At 70.3% G+C, this 19,307-nt stretch carries 18 protein-coding genes; 10 read left to right on the forward strand and 8 right to left on the reverse strand.

Annotation, left to right across the window (positions count from 1 at the left end; translation table 11 throughout):
- Window positions 1–4: 4 nt before the first annotated feature.
- Window positions 5–814, reverse strand: a complete 810-nt coding sequence (locus tag ACQPXB_RS42500) for a hypothetical protein (RefSeq protein ID WP_432847513.1) — start codon at window positions 812–814, stop codon at window positions 5–7.
- 290 nt (window positions 815–1,104) lie between these two features.
- Window positions 1,105–1,998 (reverse strand): MBL fold metallo-hydrolase, encoded by an 894-nt coding sequence (locus tag ACQPXB_RS42505; protein ID WP_432847514.1) that lies wholly within the window; start codon window positions 1,996–1,998, stop codon window positions 1,105–1,107.
- A gap of 91 nt (window positions 1,999–2,089) precedes the next feature.
- Between ACQPXB_RS42505 and ACQPXB_RS42510 the strand changes: the two genes are divergently transcribed.
- Window positions 2,090–2,965, forward strand: a complete 876-nt coding sequence (locus tag ACQPXB_RS42510; RefSeq protein WP_432847516.1) for an AraC family transcriptional regulator — start codon at window positions 2,090–2,092, stop codon at window positions 2,963–2,965.
- Here the strand turns inward: ACQPXB_RS42510 and ACQPXB_RS42515 are convergent.
- On the reverse strand, window positions 2,949–4,844 hold the full coding sequence (locus tag ACQPXB_RS42515) for an acyl-CoA dehydrogenase family protein (protein ID WP_432847518.1): 1,896 nt from the start codon (window positions 4,842–4,844) through the stop codon (window positions 2,949–2,951). The two genes, ACQPXB_RS42510 and ACQPXB_RS42515, sit on opposite strands and share 17 nt — an antisense overlap.
- 127 nt (window positions 4,845–4,971) lie before the next feature.
- Between ACQPXB_RS42515 and ACQPXB_RS42520 the strand changes: the two genes are divergently transcribed.
- Window positions 4,972–5,466, forward strand: coding sequence for a hypothetical protein (locus ACQPXB_RS42520; RefSeq protein WP_432847520.1), 495 nt, complete (start codon window positions 4,972–4,974; stop codon window positions 5,464–5,466).
- 357 nt (window positions 5,467–5,823) lie between these two features.
- On the opposite strand, the gene ACQPXB_RS42525 is transcribed toward ACQPXB_RS42520, so the two are convergent.
- The 4 genes from ACQPXB_RS42525 to mca form a co-directional block, all read right to left on the reverse strand.
- Window positions 5,824–6,381, reverse strand: a complete 558-nt coding sequence (locus ACQPXB_RS42525; RefSeq protein WP_366579890.1) for a hypothetical protein — start codon at window positions 6,379–6,381, stop codon at window positions 5,824–5,826.
- A gap of 99 nt (window positions 6,382–6,480) precedes the next feature.
- Complete coding sequence (locus ACQPXB_RS42530; RefSeq protein ID WP_432847522.1) at window positions 6,481–8,472, reverse strand: thioredoxin domain-containing protein; 1,992 nt, start codon at window positions 8,470–8,472, stop codon at window positions 6,481–6,483.
- Window positions 8,473–8,541: 69 nt separating this feature from the next.
- Window positions 8,542–8,883, reverse strand: a complete 342-nt coding sequence (locus ACQPXB_RS42535) for a hypothetical protein (protein ID WP_432847524.1) — start codon at window positions 8,881–8,883, stop codon at window positions 8,542–8,544.
- Entirely contained in the window at window positions 8,880–9,794 is a 915-nt protein-coding gene (gene mca, locus ACQPXB_RS42540; protein ID WP_386954154.1) for a mycothiol conjugate amidase Mca, read from the reverse strand. Before mca ends, ACQPXB_RS42535 begins: the two co-directional genes overlap by 4 nt.
- A gap of 158 nt (window positions 9,795–9,952) precedes the next feature.
- Here mca and ACQPXB_RS42545 point away from each other — a divergent pair, with 158 nt between their 5' ends.
- From ACQPXB_RS42545 to ACQPXB_RS42555, 3 genes are all read left to right on the forward strand, one after another.
- Window positions 9,953–10,408, forward strand: a complete 456-nt coding sequence (locus ACQPXB_RS42545; protein WP_366579897.1) for a DUF4307 domain-containing protein — start codon at window positions 9,953–9,955, stop codon at window positions 10,406–10,408.
- Between the two features lie 198 nt (window positions 10,409–10,606).
- Window positions 10,607–11,104 (forward strand): transcription elongation factor GreA, encoded by a 498-nt coding sequence (gene greA, locus ACQPXB_RS42550; protein ID WP_360594206.1) that lies wholly within the window; start codon window positions 10,607–10,609, stop codon window positions 11,102–11,104.
- Window positions 11,105–11,186: 82 nt separating this feature from the next.
- Window positions 11,187–11,999 carry an MBL fold metallo-hydrolase gene (locus ACQPXB_RS42555; RefSeq protein ID WP_432847527.1) on the forward strand — a complete coding sequence of 271 codons (813 nt, stop codon included), beginning with the start codon at window positions 11,187–11,189 and terminating at the stop codon, window positions 11,997–11,999.
- Here the strand turns inward: ACQPXB_RS42555 and ACQPXB_RS42560 are convergent.
- Entirely contained in the window at window positions 11,996–12,460 is a 465-nt protein-coding gene (locus tag ACQPXB_RS42560; protein ID WP_366579900.1) for an Lrp/AsnC family transcriptional regulator, read from the reverse strand. The genes ACQPXB_RS42555 and ACQPXB_RS42560 overlap by 4 nt on opposite strands.
- A 119-nt stretch (window positions 12,461–12,579) precedes the next feature.
- Between ACQPXB_RS42560 and hppD the strand changes: the two genes are divergently transcribed.
- From hppD to ACQPXB_RS42585, 5 genes are all read left to right on the forward strand, one after another.
- The gene (gene hppD, locus ACQPXB_RS42565) at window positions 12,580–13,779 is read left to right on the forward strand and encodes a 4-hydroxyphenylpyruvate dioxygenase (RefSeq protein WP_432847530.1); all 1,200 of its coding nucleotides are present in this window, start codon (window positions 12,580–12,582) and stop codon (window positions 13,777–13,779) included.
- A gap of 268 nt (window positions 13,780–14,047) precedes the next feature.
- Window positions 14,048–14,593: a YbaB/EbfC family nucleoid-associated protein gene (locus tag ACQPXB_RS42570; RefSeq protein WP_432847531.1), complete on the forward strand. Its 546-nt coding sequence runs from the start codon at window positions 14,048–14,050 to the stop codon at window positions 14,591–14,593.
- A gap of 38 nt (window positions 14,594–14,631) precedes the next feature.
- Window positions 14,632–14,946 (forward strand): type VII secretion target, encoded by a 315-nt coding sequence (locus ACQPXB_RS42575; protein ID WP_366579906.1) that lies wholly within the window; start codon window positions 14,632–14,634, stop codon window positions 14,944–14,946.
- Window positions 14,946–18,869 carry a hypothetical protein gene (locus ACQPXB_RS42580; protein ID WP_432847534.1) on the forward strand — a complete coding sequence of 1,308 codons (3,924 nt, stop codon included), beginning with the start codon at window positions 14,946–14,948 and terminating at the stop codon, window positions 18,867–18,869. The genes ACQPXB_RS42575 and ACQPXB_RS42580 overlap by 1 nt, the downstream gene beginning before the upstream one ends.
- Window positions 18,847–19,284, forward strand: coding sequence for a hypothetical protein (locus tag ACQPXB_RS42585; protein WP_432847536.1), 438 nt, complete (start codon window positions 18,847–18,849; stop codon window positions 19,282–19,284). Before ACQPXB_RS42580 ends, ACQPXB_RS42585 begins: the two co-directional genes overlap by 23 nt.
- The last annotated feature ends 23 nt before the right edge of the window (window positions 19,285–19,307 follow it).

The following is a 19,307-nucleotide window of genomic DNA, read 5'->3' on the forward strand; positions in this document are numbered from 1 at the left end:
CCTCTCACTCCTCGATCCGGGTTCTCCGGCCCGGATCGAGGAGCATGCTGCCGATGTTCGTCCACTCGAGTCGGTCGCGCCATGCCTTGTCACGGGTGCACCAGCCCCACAGGGCAGCGACAACCTGGGGGCGATTTCTGGCGTATGCCTGGAAGTGCTCCTGCGGGCCACCAGCCCGGTACTCGATCTGATAGTCACCCTGCGGGCGCCGCATCGACTGGATGTAGTGCGCGTCGGGTGCCGCGGTTCGTTCGATGATCAGGAACTGACCCGCGGTTCGCAGGTAACCGACGTCGTTGCGGATCAGGTCTTCAGTGAGGTTGTACTTGGTGAAGCCGTTCGACCACCGCATGATCGCGTCGGACACGACGAGGCCCTCGGGTTCGGAGCTCGGCAAGGCAGCGACTGCCACGGATGGCTGAGCGAGTTGCGCGGAGGGCTCCTCCCAGTAGTCCCGAGCGTCGTCTCCGACCCCGTGATCCCGCGGGAGCGCCAACCACCCAGCCTCGAAGGACGGCCGTCGTTCCCGATGCTCCGGGGGAACCACGCTCACGTTTCCCGTCAGCTTCCGGCGGCCACGAACGAGGTCTCGCGGCTTGCCCTCGCGCACGTAGACCGAGGCCAGCGCCAGGGCTTTCGCCGGCATCATACCGCCGCCCGACGGAGTGCTGGGACCACGCAATTCCAGCCAGTGCCCCACCGAACCGATCCGGAGGAGCTCGTCCCCCGTGCAAGTCAAGACCCAGTGCGCGGTTTCGACCTCGCCGTACTGAACCAGGTACCCGGCAATGCTCGAATCGGCGGCGTCGATCATTCCCACAGCTTATCGCCGCCGGCACGCGAAACTGCCGATTCCTGGCTCACCGCAGCAACAAGAACACCGCCGCTCCCACGGTCCCCCGGCTGATCAAAACCAGTAATGCGTAACGGAACGTCGTCGCCCAGCCGGCTTTGGCGGCGGTGAGCAGGGTGGCGTGGCTGGTCCCCCGGGTGGCTGTCAAGGCCGGGACCTCCAGTGATGGGGATGGAATCCCCCCAGGCAGCGGCAGAACCGGCGCCTGGCCGAAGGGTAGCGGGCGGCCCGGGGTCGCCGCGAGGGGCCGATCAGGTGGCGTCGCGCCAGGTGTGGATGGAGAGGCCGGAGCCGGAGTGGCGGAGCTCGACGGCCGAGGCGTCGGCGAAGTGGGCAGGGAGGACCAGTTCGCCGAGGTCGGCGGCGCGGGTCAAGACCCGGGTGCGTGTGGTGGCGGCCTGGACGGGGTCTTCGCAGAAGCAGCTGCTGTGTGCGGGCGCCAGGATCTGCACGGGGCTGTGCAGCAGATCGCCCACGAACACCGCGCGGTCCGAACCGGAAGTCAAGCGCAGCAAGGAAGATCCGGGCGTGTGGCCGGGCGCGGACTCAAGCACCAGGTTGCCGTCGATGCGGTACGAGCCGTCCCAGAGCACGGCGCGGTCGAGGACCGGGGTGATGCTGTCGGCGTAGACCAGCAGGCTGCCCTGCAAGCGAAGCGGGTCGACGGAGCGGCGGTGGGCGTTGCGCGGATCGAACCACTCCTGGTCGGCGCGCGGGATGAGGTACGTGGCGTTCGGGAAGGTCGGGACCCAGCCATCGCCGTCGGCGCGGGTGTTCCAGCCGACGTGGTCGTAGTGGATGTGGGTGTTGACCACGACGTCGACGTCGCCCGGTTGCACGCCGGCGGCGGCCAGGCGTGCCAGGAAGTCCGTGTCGAGGTGGTCGAACAGCGGGATTTGCGGCCGAGCGCGCCCGTTGCCGACCCCGGTGTCCACGAGGATCACCTTGCCCTCGCTGCGCAGCACCCACGTCTGCACGGCGGCGTGGTATGCGTCGGCCTCCGGGTGCCAGTGCCGCGGCGCGAGCCACTCCTCATTGTCGCGCCAGAGTTCGGCTGGGGTGTCCGGCAGAACGGCGGACACGGGCGCGATGTCGCCCGACCACTCGACGACCTTGGTCACTTCGACTTCACCGAGCTGAATCATGCTCTCGAAGTTAGGCCGCACCGATGAGCATTCCAATGCTTCAAATCCGCGAATCGATGCGCGAAAGTCTCACCGCCTTACACTGGGCAGCATGGATGTGCTCAGCGACGCGATCGCCGTGATGCGCACCGGCGAGCCGTCGTCCAACCGGCTGCGCGTCGGCGGCGAGTGGTGCTACCGGTTCGCGCCGTACGCGGGCGCCGGGTTCCACGTGGTCCTGCGGGGCACCGGCTGGCTGCTCACCGAAGACGAACCCGTGCAGCTCAGCCCCGGCGACGCCGTGCTCCTGCCCCGCGGCGCCACCCACGTCCTGTCGGCCACGCCCGACGGCCGGCGCGCGGTCCCGTTCGAAACCGCCGTCGACGATCCGGCGGGCGGCACGGATCTCCTCTGCGGCAAGTACCGCTTCGACCACTCGCGAGCGCACTTCCTCGTCGAGAGTCTGCCCGACGTCGTGCACCTGCCGGCCCGCGTCGGCGAGCACACCGAGCTGCGCACGGCCATCACGCTGCTCGGCGGTGAGGTGCACGGCAGCCGGCCCGGTCGCGACGCCGCCGTCGCCGGGCTGCTGGACCTGCTGCTCGTCTACCTCGTACGTGCGTGGTTCGCCGACCACCCGCAAGCCGGCTGGCCGAAAGCGTTGCAGGACCCCGAAATCGCCGCGGCCCTGCAGGCGTTGCACGCGGACCCGGCGCGCGCGTGGCGGCTCGAGGACCTGGCCGCCGAGGTCGGCCTGTCCCGTGCGACGCTCGCCCGCCGCTTCACCGCCCTCACCGGCCGCGCACCGATGGCCTACCTCGCGTGGTGGCGCATGGCCACCGCGGCGCGCCTCCTGCGCGACGGCGACCGCGCGCTGCCCGCCATCGCGCGGCAGGTCGGCTACGGCTCGCCGTACGCGTTTTCCCACGCCTTCAAACGACATTTCGGCGTGGCCCCGGGCCAGTACCGGCTCAGTCCCGCAGCATAGGCGCGGCCAGGAACTGCGCTGGAATCGCAAAAGCGTCCACCAAAGTCCGAGCGTGCGGGCGCAGCTCGGCACACAACTCGTTCACCGCGGCAGTCACCGCCTTCGACCGCGACGAAGTCAGGCGTCCGTGCTCCAGGAACCACGCCCGGTCCTCCTCGATGGCCGACAGGGCGTACAGATCGCACACCCGCGACAGCAAAGCCGCGGCCTCCGGATCGGCGCACGCGTCGACCGCGCGGGCGAACGCCGACAGCACAAGGTGATCCACGTGCACCCGGCCGGCGCGCAGCACGTGGTCCTGCGCGGCGTTGAAGACGCCGAACGGGTCGTCGGCGGCCTTGCGCAGGCGGTTGGCGACGCCGTCGAGCACGTGTTCCTCGCGGTCCTCGAAGAGGCGCAGTTGCCATTCGCGGTCGAAGAGCACCTCGGCGTCGTCGGATTCCGTCAGGCGTTCGACGAACTTTCGGGCGGAGGTGCGTTCCAACACCGCGCCCACGAGTTGTTCGGCGACGAAGCGCGCGGTCGCAAGTGGACTGAGGTCTTCGAAGTGCTCTTTGTATTGCGTGAGAAGGCCTTTGGCCACGAGCTGGAGCAGAACCGTGTTGTCGCCCTCGAAGGTCGTGAAGACGTCGGTGTCGGCTTTGAGGCCGGCCAGCAGGTTTTCCGACAGGTAACCGGCGCCGCCGCAGGCTTCGCGGGCGGCCTGGATCGTGGCGGTGGCGTGCCAGGTGTTGGCGGCTTTCAGGCCGGCCGCGCGGGATTCCAGCTCGCGTTGTTCCTCTTCGAGCGCGTCGGGCGCGATGTCGTTCAGCTTCGCGACGAGCTCTTCTTGCGCGAAGTGCAGCGCGTACGTCTTCGCGAGCGCAGGCAGAAGCTTGCGCTGGTGGCCGAGGTAGTCGAGGATCACGACCTCGTCGCCGTCGGGACGCTTGAACTGCCGGCGCTGCTCGCCGTAGCGGATCGCCAGCGTCAGCGCGCGTTTCGTGGCGCTGCCGGCACTTCCGCCGACGCTCACGCGGCCGCGGATGAGCGTGCCGAGCATCGTGAAGAAGCGGCGGCCGTCGCTTTCGATGGGGCTGGAGTAGGTGCCGTCCTCGGCGACGTCGCCGAAGCGGTTCAGCAGCGCTTCGCGCGGGATGCGGACGTGGTCGAAAGCCAGGCGGCCGTTGTCGACGCCGTTGAGGCCCGCCTTGCGGCCGCAGTCCTCGATCGTGACGCCGGGCATGGCCTCGCCGGAGTCGTCGCGGATGGGCACGAAAAACGCGTGCACACCGCGGGATTCGCCGCCCGTCACGAGCTGCGCGAAGACGACGGCGGCGTGGCCGTCGCGGGCCGCGTTGCCGATGTATTCCTTGGTGGCGCCCGGATCCGGGCTGTGGACCACGAACTCCTGCGCCGCCGGGTCGTACGTCGCGGTGGTGTGCAGGTGCTGCACGTCGGAGCCGTGGCCGTGCTCGGTCATCGCGAAGCAGCCGAGCAGGTCGAGGTCCATGATGCGCCGCAGGTACTTCTCGTGGTGGCGCTGGGTTCCGAGGAGCTGGACGGCGCCGCCGAACAGCCCCCACTGCACGCCGGCCTTGACCATCAGCGACAGGTCACCGAGGCCGAGCATCTCGAACGACACCACGGAACCACCGATGTCGCTCTGCCCGCCGTACGCGCGGTCGAACCCGAGCGCGGGCCGGTCCGTGGCGGCGAGTTCGCGCAATTGGTCGAGCACCTGCGCACGGTGCGCCGCGATGTCCAGGTCGACGGGATCGCGGAACTCCTCGGCCGACATCTGCGCACGCACACCGCCGCGCAGCTCGGCCCAGCGGCCGTCGAGGACGGCGGTGAGCGCGTCCGGATCCACCTTCGCGGGAACGGCAGGGATGTCCACGGCTCCTCCTCGGCGAGACTGGGCTACTCACTGGTAAGCCTGCTCCCGCCGCCGCGTCGTCGCAGGTCGAGGTGACGAAGACGACTCGATCGTTTGGTGGCTGTCCCGGCGGGGAAAGCCCGCGGCGATGAGTTCGCAAGTCACCGCCACGTGGGTCTCGGCGATCGGCAGTGCCGGCTCACTGCTCGGGTTCGCGTCGTACGTGTGGATCATGCTGCTCAACCGCAAGGACCAGCCCGAGATCCGGCAGCAGGAACAGGCCCACTCCGTGTCCGCCTGGCTCGACGAGGGCGGCCGCCACGACCGCGCCGAGGACTACGTCGTGTGCGTCCACAACGGCGGCGACGCCCCCGCGTTCGACTGCACCGTCACCGTCCGCCGCCCCGACGAGAACACCCCGCACCAGCTGCGGCTCGCCATCGTCCCGCCCGGCGCCACCGCCGTGCGCGGCCTGCCCTTCGGCCACGCCCAGCTCCCGGCCGACGACCTGTACTCCACCGCCGCCGTCCCGGGCCTGCAGTTCACCGACTCCCACGGCGGGCACTGGGGCCGCGACTCCGACGGCCTGCTGACGCGGACGGACCGCCGGACTCTGCAGGGACGGTGGCGTTCCCGGGTCTGACCGGCACACTCGGGCGACGGAACGGCCGTGCGGCAACGGAGGGTGGCCAGCTCGCTTGCGGCGGGGACTTTCGCGCCAGACGAGAGTGGCCGGGCGACGGAACCCCACCACAACCGCGCACGCAGCCATCGACAACCGGCCCCTGCGTGCGGGGAACTCTCGCGCCGCAACGAGAACCCGGGCCCGGAGCGTCCCCCGCGAACACCAGCGCGGGAGGGCGACCGAGACTGGCCGGCTCGCCCGCGGCGGGGACTTTCGCGCCGGTCCGGCCACGCCACTACCCGCGCCCGTCAGCCGCCCCATACGCGAAAGGGACCCTCGCACCGAAGCGCGAGGGTCCCCGTCGGTACCCGGTTGTCAGCTCAGGTCCGGGCCTTTGGAGCGCAGGTCGTCGACCTTGGTCATCGCGTCGCGGAGCTCGGCGAGCCAGGTGTCGGCGTGTTCGCCGACGAGCCGGACGGCCCAGGCCAGGGCCTCGGAGCGCGAGCGGGCGACGCCGGCCGCGACGAGGGTGTCGAGGACCAGGCGTTCGGGCTGGCGCAGCCGCGTCATCACGGGCGCGGACAACGTCGTGAACAGCACCTTCGTGCCGCCGAGCTTGGCGCCCCACGCGACCTTGCGTTGGTAGCGGTGCTCGGCCTGCCGGGCGATCTCGATGCGCTCGTCGCGCGTGTCTTCGCGGAACCGGCTGATGCGGCCGTCCTCGGCGGCCGCGCGGGCCGCGTCGTCGGCGTATTCGCCGGTCAGCGCGGGCAGCTCGCCCACGATGATGATCTCCTCGCGGTCGACCGTGACCTCCGGGTCGCCCGTGAACCAGCCGTCCGGGAGGCGGCCGCCGAGCCAGGCGGCCGCGTCTTCGGCCGACGGCACCTCGGCCTGCTGCCAGCCGCCGCGGCCCTTCCAACCTCGTCCCATGTGTTCCACCACCTCGAAGTGCGCGATTACATGATTACCTCGCTACTGAAGCTACGCCGGATACACGTCGGGCAGGGCAGTGTTCACCAGGGGCGGAACTCAGAGCTGCGCGAGCAGGTCCTCCGCCGAGGTCACCGGGCGATCGCAGACGTAGCCGCGGCAGACGTACGCCGCCGCAGCGCCGTCCACCAGCGGGCGGTCCGCCAGCAGCGGCACGCCGGGCGCGTCCGGAGCGCCACCCAGCACCACACCGCCGCCGTGGATCTGTCGCGCGGCCGCCGCGATCAACGCCGCCCGGTCCTCCCCGACGACGGCCACCTGCACCGGCCCCGACTGCGCCGCTTCAGCCACCGAAAGCCAGTGCCCGGCGAACCGCGGCGCCCGGCCGATCAGCAGGCCGGCACGCTGCAACGCCGCATCGGCCGCGTCGCGATACCGCGCGGCCTGCTCGTACCCGCCCAGCGCGGAAGCCGTCAGCAACGCTCCCGCCAACGCCGATGCTCCCGAGGGGCTCGCGTTGTCCGTGGGGTCGGAAGGGCGCTGCACCAACGTTTCCGCGTCGTCCGCGGTGTCGTGGTACGCGCCAACGACGTCCGAAGCGAAGTGCGTCAACGCCAGGTCCAGCAGCCGCGAAGCCTCCTCCAGCCACTGCGGCTCGCCTGTCGCCTGGTGCAGGGCGAGCAGCCCGTCGGCCAGGCACGCGTAGTCCTCGAGGACGCCCGCCGGCACGCCCACCACACCGTCGCGCGAGCTGCGCCGCAGCCGGCCGTCCACGAGATGCGTGGACAGCAGCAGCGAAGCCGCTCCGCGCGCCAGCTCGATCCACTGTGGACGCTCCAGCGCGACACCCGCCTCGGCGAGCGCGGTGATGGCGAGACCGTTCCACGCGGCCACCACCTTGTCGTCGCGGGCCGGCTGCGGCCGCGAAGCCCGCGCGGCCAGCAACGCCTGCCGGACGCGCTCGAACCGGTCAGTGGACTCCGGATCACCCGGCAGCTGCAGGGTCGACGAGCCCTTTTCGAACGTTCCGGACTCCGTCACCGAAAACACCGAAGCCGCCCATACGCCGTCCTCGTCCCCGAGCACCTCGCGCAGCTCGGCCGGCGTCCAGACATAAGTGAGACCCTCGACGCCTTCGGTGTCCGCGTCGAGCGAAGCCGCGAAGCCGCCCTCCGCGGTCAGCAGATCGGCCTCCAGGAACCGGACGATCCCCTCGGCGACACCCAGAGCGAACGAAGACCCCCGCCGCGCCAAATGGGCGTAAACCCGGAGCAGCAAAGCGTTGTCGTACAACATCTTCTCGAAGTGCGGCACGATCCACTCGGCGTCCACGGAGTACCGCGCGAAGCCGCCGGCGAGCTGGTCGTGGATGCCACCGCGGGCCATGGCCTCCGCGGTCGACGAAGCGAGCGACAGCGCTTCGGACGAGCCCGTGCGCTCGTGGTGGCGCAGCAGGAACTCCAGCACCATCGACGGCGGGAACTTCGGCGCGCCGCCGAACCCACCGTGGACGGGGTCCGCCTCGGCCGCGAGCTTCTCCACGGCGCCGGCCAGCACGCCGGCGTCCACCGCCGAGGCCTGCAACGGCCCGCTCTGCTCGGTGAGGTGCCCGATCAGCCGCTGCGCGCCCTCGCGCAGGTCTTCGGGCCGCTCCGTCCACGCCTCCGAGACGGCCACGAGCAGCTGCCCGAACGACGGGATGCCCGGCCGCGGCGTCGGCGGGTAGTAGGTACCGCAGTGGAACGGCTCACCCTCGGGTGTGAGGAAACAGGTCATCGGCCAGCCGCCCTGGCCGGTCATGGCCTGGGTGGCGGCCATGTAGACCGCGTCGATGTCCGGCCGCTCCTCGCGGTCGACCTTGATGTTCACGAAGTGCGCGTTCATCAGCGCCGCGGTGCCCTCGTCCTCGAAGGACTCGTGGGCCATCACGTGACACCAGTGACACGCCGCGTAGCCGACCGACAGCAGGATCGGCACGTTGCGCTCACGCGCCTCGGCCAGCGCTTCGGGCCCCCATTCGCGCCAGTCGACGGGGTTTCCCGCGTGCTGCAGGAGGTACGGGCTGGTCGCGTCCGCCAGTCGGTTCGCCATGCCACCAGGGTGGCACGGCGCTCGCCGGGCCTCGTCCGGCCCGTCGGCGAACCCGCCCGGCGGGCAGGGTCAGTCGGACTTGGGCCGCGCCGGGTCCGCCGGCTCGGCGACCTTCGCCTCGACCTGCTCGCCCGCGTCGTCCGAAGGCTTTTCGCCCGAAGTGTCGGAACCCTCGGAGGACGCCTCCTCCTTGTCGAAGCTCGCCGGCACCTTCTTCAGGTGCTTGCTCATCGACCGGATGAGGAACGCGACCGCGATCAGGAACAGGATCAGCACCAGCAGGCCGACGGGCGAGGACTTGCCGAAGTCCTCACCCTGGCCGCCGTTGTCACCGCTGTCGGGCTGCTGGGCCAGGAACAGGGCCGACGCCGTCAGCGGGGCGACCGCGACGGCCGGCACACCGAAACTCATGGACTCACCTTCTCCTTGATGCCGGCGAACAGATCATCCTCCGGCAGCGTGCTGTCCACCAGGGAGCGGTTCAGCTCGTACTCCTCGGTCGGCCACGTCTCGCGCTGGATCTCGAGCGGGACCGCGAACCAGCGGCTGGTCGGGTCGATCTGCGTGGCGTGCGCCTTCAGCGCCTCGTCGCGCACCTCGAAGTATTCACCGCACTCGATCCGGGTGGTCACCCGCTCCATGATGTCGGCCCGGTCGGGGTCCCAGGACTTGAGCCACTCCTCGTACGGCGAGGGCAGGCCGGCCGCCTTGAGCGCAGTGTCGAACGCGATCATCCGGGCCTTGGAGAAGCCGTGCACGTAGTACAGCTTGAGCGGCTGCCACGGGTCGCCGGCGTCCGGGAACCGGTTCGGGTCGCCCGCCGCGTCGAAGGCCGCCATCGACACCTCGTGGGTGCGGATGTGGTCCGGGTGCGGGTACCCGCCGTTCTCGTCGTAGGTGATCAGCACGTGGGGCTGGAACTCCCGCACCACGCGCACCAGCGCCTCGGTGGACTCCTCCAGCGGCACCACGGCGAACGAGCCCTCCGGCACCGGCGGCAGCGGGTCGCCCTCGGGCAGTCCCGAGTCGACGAAGCCGAGCCAGCGGTGCTTCACCCCCAGGATCTTCGCCGCCCGCGCCATCTCGTCGCGCCGGATCTCGGCCATGTTGGCCAGCACCTCGGGCCGGTCCATGGCGGGGTTGAGGATGCTGCCCGCCTCACCGCCCGTGCACGTCACGACCATGACCTCGTGGCCCTCGGCGACGTACTTCGCCATCGTGGCGGCGCCCTTGCTGGACTCGTCGTCCGGGTGCGCGTGCACCGCCATGAGACGCAGGTTTGAGGCGCGGTCGCTCGTCATCAGCTCGTCAGCTCGCACCATGTTCCGAACGACCCTTTCGTGTCCCGTTATTCCGTCGTACCCTGCCCCGGCTCCACGCCACCGGAACGGCTCGCGGATACTCGACGACAGGTGGTGCCCCCAGGCGGGCTCCCCCCATTGTCCCCGCGGGTACGACAAGAACGACCGGAGGCCCGGACTTGCAGACCGGAGAGACCGCAACCGCCGAGGGAGACGCCCGTCCGGCGCCGCCCGCGGACCGGTACGGGTCGGCGGGCAAGACGGGGTCGAAACGCTGGAAGCGCTGGGTTTTCACCGCGATCGCGGTGGTCGCGGGCTTCGCCGTGGCGTGGATCGCCTACGTCAACCTCGGCCAGACGTCGATCGACGCGGAGCGCGTGGCGTTCGAACCCCGCCCGGGCAACGCGATGCAGATCACCATCAACGTGACGCGTGACGACCCCGACAAAGCCGGGGTGTGCGTCGTGCGGGTGCAGGACAGGTCCGGCTCCGAGAGCGGCCGGAAAGAGGTGCTGGTTCCCGCCGGGGCCGGCCACAGCCGGGTGAGCACGGTGGTGAAGAGCATCGGGGAACCGGTGACAGCCGACGTGTACGGCTGCTCGTACTCCATACCACGTTACATGTCAACCCCATAGCGGCCAACGGGGTGAAATGCGCGGCGAGTGCCCGCGCGCCGTGGAATGGACCGGCGTCGCTGCACCCTGCCGTGATAAGCTGACACACCAGCACGGCCCGAGGCGGGCCGTGTTTTTCCTTTATCCCAGCCGTGCGGGCGCAGTGAGCCCGTGCGGAGGCCGGCTTGAACACCCAAGCCTGGCAGGCCCGACGAGGAGATGGTGACCGTGAGCGACAAGGTGACCTGGCTGACCCAGGATGCCTACGACAGGCTCAAGCACGAGCTCGACGAAATGATCGAGAATCGTCCGGTCATCGCTGCGCGCATCAACGACAGCCGCGAAGAGGGAGACCTCAAGGAAAACGGCGGTTACCACGCGGCGCGCGAGGAGCAGGGCCAGGCCGAGGCGCGCATCCGCCACCTGCAGGAACTGCTGCGTTCGGCGAAGGTCGGCGAGGCTCCCGAGGACGACGGCACCGCCGGTCCCGGCAAGGTCCTCACCGTGAAGTACGCGGGCGACGACGACGAGGAGAAGTTCCTCCTCGCCACCCGCGAAGAGGGCGCCGAGGGCGCGCTCGACGTGTACTCCCCGGAGTCGCCGCTGGGCAAGGCCCTGCTCGGCGCCAAGGAAGGCGAGTCGCGCGAGTACGAGCTGCCCAACGGCCGTACCCAGCAGGTGACGCTGGTCAAGGCCGTGCCCTACAGCGAGGCCTGACCCACCGCGGTCTCCGCGTACCCGGTTCGCGAGAGCCGGGTACGCGACTAGCGTGGCCCCTGAACACCACTGGGAGGCCACGATGAGCACCGAACCGATGTGCCGCGCTTGCGGAATGCAATACCCGGGACCCCGCGACGACTGCCCGATCTGCGAGGACGAACGCCAGTACGTCCCGCTCACCGGCCAGGCCTGGACCGACCTCGCGACGCTGCGGTCGAGCGGCGAGTACCACCCGCGCGTCGAAGAGCAGGGACCGGGCGTGATCGGCATCGGTTCCGAGCCCGGTTTCGCGATCGGGCAACGCGCACTGCTCGTGCAGGCCGCCTCCGGCAACTTCCTCTGGGACTGCGCGGCGTACCTCGACGACGCACTGGTGCAGCAGGTCACCGAACTCGGCGGCATCACCGGCATCGCGATCAGCCACCCGCACTACTACACGACGATGGTCGAGTGGGCCCACGCGTTCGACGCGCCGATCTACCTGCACGAAGGCGACCAGGAGTGGATCGGCCGCCCCGACCCGTCGATCCGGCTCTGGTCCGGCACCACCCTCGATGTGGCCGACGACCTGCGGCTGATCAACCTCGGCGTGCACTTCACCGGCGGCACAGTGCTCCACTGGCCGGCGGGTGAAGACGGCCGCGGGGCCCTGCTGGCGGGCGACATCGTCCAGGTCATCCCCGACCGCACCCACGTCGGTTTCATGTACAGCTACCCGAACCTGATCCCGGAACGGCCGAGCGTGGTGCGCCGCGCGGCCGAACTGCTGGAGCCGTACGCGTTCGACGCGATCTACGGCGCATGGTGGGACCGGATCGTGCGCAGTGACGGGCACGAGGTCGTGCAGCGTTCGGCGAAGCGGTACCTCGCGCACGCGCTCGACGCGTTCTAACCGCGCGCGGTGCGTTCCAGCAGCGGGCGCACGCGCGGCGGCACCGGCGTGGACAGGGCGATCGAGGTGGACGTGCGCAGCACCCCGTCCACGCCGACCACCTCGTCGATCACGCGTTGCAGGTCGTCGTTGTCGCGCGCCACCAGCCGGACGAACAGGTCGCCCTGCCCGGTGGTGGCGTGCACCTCGCACACCTCCTCGATGGCGGCGAGCGCCTCGGCCACGCCTGCGCGCCGGCCCTGTGCGATCTCCAGCACGGCGAACGCGGTGAGCCCGTAGCCCATCGCGGCGAGGTCCAGCTCGGGCGGGAAGCCGCCGAGGATGCCGCGTTCGGTGAGCCGGTCCAGGCGCGCCTGGACCGTGCCGCGCGCGACGCCGAGGCGGCGCGCGCACTCCAGCACCCCCAGCCGGGGCGAGTCGGTGAGCAGCAGCAACAGCCGGGCGTCGAGCGAGTCGAGCACGGTTCCTCCCTGCGCAGGTTGTCCACGTTGACCGCAGCTTACGGGTTTTCGCTGAGCACATTGTCCAGTGAATTCGGTGACCGTTGCTCAACTTGCCGTGGCGGACCCATGCTTTCGGCATGACCCACACCATGGATCCGCAGGGCGCACTCGACGACGTCAGCTTCGACCAGCTCCGTCAGCTCGTGGGGCTCGTCGAGCACGACGCCACCAACGACCCGTTCCCGGTCAAGGCTCTCGACGCGGTGGTTTTCGTCGCCGGCAACGCGACGCAGACCGCGTGGTTCTACCAGGTCGCGTTCGGCATGCAGCTCGTCGCGTACTCCGGGCCGGAGACGGGCCGCTTCGACCGCAAGGCGTTCGTGCTCAAGTCGGGCTCGGCGCGGTTCGTCATCACCGGCGGCGTGCGGCCGGACTCGCCGCTGCTCGACCACCACCGCCGCCACGGCGACGGCGTGAGCGACCTCGCGCTGGAGACGACCGACGCCGACAAGTGCGTGGCGCACGCCCGCGCACAGGGCGCGACGATCCTCGAGGAGCCGCACGACGTCTCCGACGAGCACGGCACGGTGCGGATGGCGGCGATCGCGACGTACGGCGAAACCCGCCACTCGCTGATCGACCGGTCGCGCTACGACGGCGTGTACCTGCCCGGGTTCGAGGCGCGCGAGAGCACGGTGACGCGGCCGGAAGGCGCGCCGAAACGCCTGTTCCAAGCCGTGGACCACTGCGTGGGCAACGTCGAACTCGGCAAGATGGACTACTGGGTCGACTGGTACCACCGCGTGATGGGCTTCGTGAACATGGCGGAGTTCGTCGGCGACGACATCGCCACGGACTATTCCGCGTTGATGAGCAAGGTCGTGTCCAACGGCAACCACCGCGTGAAGTTCCCGCTGAACGAACCCGCCGTGGCCAAGAAGAAGTCGCAGATCGACGAGTACCTCGAGTTCTACGAGGGCGCCGGCTGCCAGCACATCGCCTTGGCCACCAACGACATCATCGCCACGATCACCGCGATGCGGGCCGCGGGCGTCGAGTTCCTCGACACGCCGGACTCCTACTACGAGGACCCGGAGCTGCGCGCGCGCATCGGCGAGGTGCGGGTGTCGATCGAAACGTTGCAGGAGCACAAGGTTCTGGTCGACCGAGACGAGGACGGGTACCTGCTGCAGATCTTCACGAAGCCGATCGGCGACCGGCCGACGGTGTTCTACGAGCTCATCGAGCGGCACGGTTCGCTGGGCTTCGGGAAGGGGAACTTCAAGGCGCTGTTCGAGGCGATCGAGCGGGAGCAGGAGCGGCGAGGCAATCTCTGACGCCTTGCGGCGCCACAGGAAACCCCTGATCGGCGTGGTTGTCAAGGATTGAGTGGTACGAGCGGCCCGTTCGCGACGAAAAGTCGCGGGCGGGCCGCTTGCCACGTTTTGTGTCGGTGCGGGCACGTACAGTCGATTCAGGTGCCGGCGAGGCCGGTTGACCCGGATGGCAAACTGGGCCGATCGGATCAATTCGGACGGCATCGGAACCTGGGGCGGGCCGGATCCGTCACTGTGGGGAAGTCGGCTCGAGAGGAATGGGGGCCCGATGTCGGACGGCGTCGACGCCAGCCAGCGCATGGTGGACGGCTGGACGCGGCAGCTGCAGGAGACGGCTGCGCGCTACCAGGCGATGGCCGACCGCATGCAGGGCCAGACCGTGACCGAGCGAGCGAAGGACGGCACGGTCGAGGTGACCGTGGATGCCAAGGGGCTGCTGAAGAACCTCGTGATCTCCGAGTCCGCCAGCGGCAAGCGGATGGCGGAGGTGTCGGCGCAGGTGATGCAGCTCGTGCAGAAGGCGCAGGCGCGGATTCCCGAGCTGCTGCAACAGGTTGCGAGCGAGACGCTGGGCAGTGACGCCACCGGGGACAAGCTCGTGGAGGACGCGAAGAGCACGTTCCCCGCGCCGCCGCCGGAAGAGCCACCTCCGCCGCCCGCGCCCGTGCACCGGTTCGGACCCGAGGACAACGACCCGCCTCCCCCGCCGCCGACCGCACTGCCTCGACAGCAGGCGCCGCAACCGCCACCACGTCGTCGCCGGGCCGAGACATCCGACGACGATGATGACTTCGGCGGTTCGATCCTTTCTTGATTCCGGTTTCGCACAGCCATCCTGGGGGATGAAACACCATGGCACCTAAGGGATACGAGGTCGGCAGCGACCTCGAGGCGCACGCGCGCCAGCTCGACGGGATCAGCGACGGGCTGCGCCAGGCCGTCGACGCCGCGAACCAGGTCAGCATGCCCACCGACGCGTACGGCATCCTCTGCCAGCCGTTCCGGGCGATGCTCGACCCGGTGGAGGAGTTCGGCATCAACGCGTTGCAGAACACCGTCACGGCGATGGACGCGCAGGCGCAGAAGGTCCGCAACGCCGCGCAGGCGTACGAGACCTACGAAACCGGCACGACCGACGCCATCGCCTCCACGAAGGTGCCCGACTGATGGCCGACGGCAACCCGCTCGTCGCGCAGGCGAAGCAGGACGGAGACGGTCCCGGGCCGCTCACGGCGGGCAACGGCGACTACGGCTACGCCACGGGCATCGGCGTCGCCGAGTCGGCGATGGACGCGTTCAACGGCATCAAGGACGGCGACTGGGTCTCGGGTGGCCTCGGGGTGCTCAGTCTCGCGGGCGAGATCGCGGGCGCGGCGATCGACCCGTTCGGCTACCTGATGTCGTCGGTGGCGTCGTTCCTCATGGAGCACGTGCAGCCGCTGAAGGACATGCTCGACTCGGTGGCGGGCAACCCGCCCGTGATCCAGTCCTATGCGGACACCTGGGGCAACGTCGCGAAAGCGTTGCAGGACCGGCAGGCCGACTACGCCAACGCGGTGAAGACCGGCACTGCGGAGTGGACCGGCGACGCGGCCGACGCGTACCGCAAGGGCGCGGCGGAGTGCGCGGAGGCGCTCGGCGGGGCCGCGACCGTGGCGAGTGCGATCGGCACCGTCACGATGATCATGGGCCAGGTCGTGTCGTTCGTGCGGGAGACCGTGCGGCAGCTGATCGCCGACCTGGTGGGCAAGCTGATCTCGTGGGTGATGGAGGAGGTCTTCTCCCTCGGCTTCGGCACGCCGCTGGTGGTCGCGCAGGCCGTCACGGCGATCTCCAAGTGGGGCGAGAAGATCAGCGGGCTGCTCACCAAGCTGTGCGACACGATGCGCCGGGTGTCGCCGTTGCTCGGCAAGCTGGCCGACGTCTTCACGAAGATCATCAAGATCCTGGGCAAGCTGGCCGGCAAGGTCACGGGCCTCGACGTGATCAGCACGAAGAACATCAAGGCCGGCGGGTTCGCCCACCACACGGGCGGTGGCGGCGCCGGCGGTGGTTCGCACCACAGCGGCTCCGACGGGGACTCGCCCGGCGGGGAGGGTTCGGACAGCCCGGATGGCTCGCATTCCGGGGACTCGGAGGCCGACAGTTCCCACTCCGGTGATCCGGACTCCGGCGATTCGCGGTCCGGTGACTCCGATTCCGCGAGCTCGCACTCCGGCGACTCGGACGCCGACGGCTCGCACTCCGGCGACGGGGACTCCGCGTCGTCGAGCCCGGACGGCGGTCCCTCCACAAGGGACGGTTCGTCCGGTGACTCGTCGCGCCGGAGCACGGGCAACGGCACCCACGACACCGGGGGTGACAACTCCGCGTCGACGTTCGGCGGCGATTCGCCCTCGTCCGGCGGCTCCGCGCCGCACAGCACCAGCGGCCCGTCCGGAGGCGGGTCGCCGAGCCACGCCGGTTCTTCGTCGAGCTCGCCGAGCCACGCGGGCAGCTCTTCGCCGTCCGGTGGCGGCAGTTCCGCGCCCTCGCACACGGGCGACGCGCCGAGTGCCCACACCGGTGACGCGCCCAGCTCGGCGCACGCGGGCAACTCGCCGTCCGGCGGCTCACCGTCGGGTGGCTCGACGCCGCACAGCAGCGGCGGGTCCGGCGGCGGCGCCCCGGCCCACTCCGGTGGTGGCTCTTCCGGGAGCAGCTCGCCGTCTTCGCACCAGAGCTCGGGCGACAGCTCGACCTCGGCCGCGGGCTACGCGCCGCCGAAGGTCGACGAGCCGGCGCCCAGCGCTCCCGCGCCGCGCACCGGCGATGGCGCCGGTCCGTCGGGCTCCACCGCGCCGAACCAACCTGTCGCGGGTGGCCTGCCGCCGCAGGGCGGTGGTTCGCCGTCCGGTGGCGTCCCCGGTGGCACGCCGGCAGCCCGGCCCGGAAGCGGCGGTGGCTGGACCGGTACCCCGGGCAGCCCCGGCGCTCGTACTCCGGAACCCTCAGGTCCGCGCACCGGTCCCGATCGCGCGCCTTCGTCGCGGCGGCCCGGTGAGGGACCCGAGCCCTCCTCGCGGCGGCCCGACCCGGATTCGCCGCGCCGCCCGAGTGAGCCGAACCCGCGCTCGCCCCAGAGCCCCGACGGGCCGCGCCGCCCGGGCGATCCGGCGGCGGGCGGACCGCGGCGGCCGAGTGACACTCCGGAGCCCGCCGCGCGTGGTGGCTCACCGACAGCGACTCGCCCGGAAACCGACAGTCCACATCGGACTCCCGACGGCAAGCCCGGCGACCGGACCCCGCGCCACGGTGAGCCCGACGACCGCGCTCCCCATCGCAACGAGCCCGAGGACGGCGCTCCGCGCCACGACACCGACGGTTCACCAGAGCACCACGACAACACCGATCACCACGACAACACCGATCACCACGACAACGCCGACCACCACGATCCGTCCGATCACCACGACACGCCCGACCACGACGGCGGGCCGCACCACCACGACGACGAACCCCTGACACCGGACGAGGTCAACCAGCACCACTCGGAAAGCACGCCGGCAGGCAGTTCGTACCACCGCGGCGACACGGACATGGGCGACCTCCCCCACCGCGTGCAGCCGGATCCGGACGGGCGCTACACCGTCGACGTGCACGTGACGTCCGACGGGCACGCGCGCATCGGCGACCGGCACTACACGCCGGAGGAGTTCGCCGACGTCTTGCGTCACAACGCGGACTACGACGGCCGCCCCATCCGCCTGATCGGCTGCGACGCCGGCTCCAACGACTTCGCCAACCGGCTCTCGCGCGAGCTCGACACCGACGTCATGGCGCCGACCAAACCGGCGTGGACCGACGCGAACGGCCGGGTCTTCTCGTCCGACTACGAAATCGGGCCGGACGGCCGGATGCGGCCGCGGATCCCACCGGACGGCGAGTGGTCCGTGCACCACCCGGACGGCACGTCGCACCACGCCGGCCAGGACGGCTTCGCGCCGGAGTCGCACCACCACGACCCGCACGACGTCGACGCCGACAGCGCCCACGCGCGGGGCGACGACGACGCCAACGGGGGCGTTCCGGAGGAGGAGTTCGACCTCCCTCCGGCGACCCGCACGTACAACCCGGACTCCCTGGAGTTCGACCGGCGGTTCGTGGACTGGGACCGGCCCGACGACTCCGAGTTCGCCGGCCCGCGCCACCGCGACGGCCACCCGGACGTCGACTCGCCGCGCGATCTCGACGACGTACCCGCTCGGACCAGCAACGCCGACCCGGACCCGGACGGCGTGCCGCAGACGCTGCACGACGAGCGTCCGCTGGCGGGCCACGCCGAGTACCGCGTGTCGTACGAAAACGGTGCCACCACGCGGTTCTACACCGACGCCGACGGCCACATCACGCACGTCGAGGCGACGCCCGGCACGTCGTCGCCCAACCACAACCCCGACCTGCGCTACCCGCTGATCCCGGGCGCGCAGTACCGCGTGCCGAACTTCCACGACGCGGACAAGTCGTGGACCTTCCACATCGGCGAGAACGGCAAGCCCGACGCGATGACGGGCGACCCGAGCTTCGACGGCCGCAACGACACCTACCGCGACACCAACTCCCAGAACCGGTCCGGCGGCGAGGGCAAGGAGGCGTTCGCCGACCACCCCGAATACGGCGACAAGTACGAGAAGGTGCGGTGGGCGGGCGGGCACCTCGCGGCCAACGAGATGGGCGGCCCGGGTGAGTACGTCAACATGCACCCGCAGATGGCGGCGTCCAACAGCGGCAACTACCGCGACGGGTGGATCCACGAGGCCTCGTGGCGCAACCAGGAGACGGAGCTCGGCAAGTTCGCGAACACCGAGGGCCAGGACATCCAGAACTACCAGGTCGCCATGCACGGCGACAGCAACGGCGTGCCGGAGAGCGTCACCATGCGCTGGCAGGAAGTGGTTTACAAGACCGACGCCAACGGGCACGTCGTGCTGGAGAACGGAAAACCCGTGGAGATCTCGCGCGTGACCAAGGAGCGCGAGTTCCCGAACAACCCCGCGGACATCAACTACGGAAAGAACAGGCAGTACAGTGACCGATCCCGTTCCCGCTGAAATCGCGGCGGCACTGGCGAACGCGGCGCCGTCCGGGTGGGCGGAGATCGTGCTGACGGTGTCGGCGACCGTGGTGGCCAACGACTTCGCGCTGCAGGTCCGGATGCGCGACGGCTCCCCCGGCTCGATGGAGCTGCCCGCGCCGGTGAAGGCGGCGTTCCGCGCGCTGCGCGACGACATGTACGAACCCGGCCGTGGCACATGGTTTTCCGCGAAGGTCGTGCTGCGCCCTGAGTCGTCGCCGGAGTTCAATTACGACCTCGACGGCGACCCCAACTGGTGGCCGCCCTTGCACCCCAGCGCGTTCACGCGTGATCTGGAGGCGTACCCGCGCGACGACGAGCACGTGCCGGCGTGGCTGCGAAAGCTGCTCGACGAGGGCGGCGAGCAGGACCGCCTGCGGGCCCAGGAGTGACCACGGGCCCCGTGCCATGATGG

It is taken from the genome of Amycolatopsis sp. CA-161197 (assembly GCF_050942255.1).
Taxonomy (GTDB): Bacteria; Actinomycetota; Actinomycetes; order Mycobacteriales; family Pseudonocardiaceae; genus Amycolatopsis.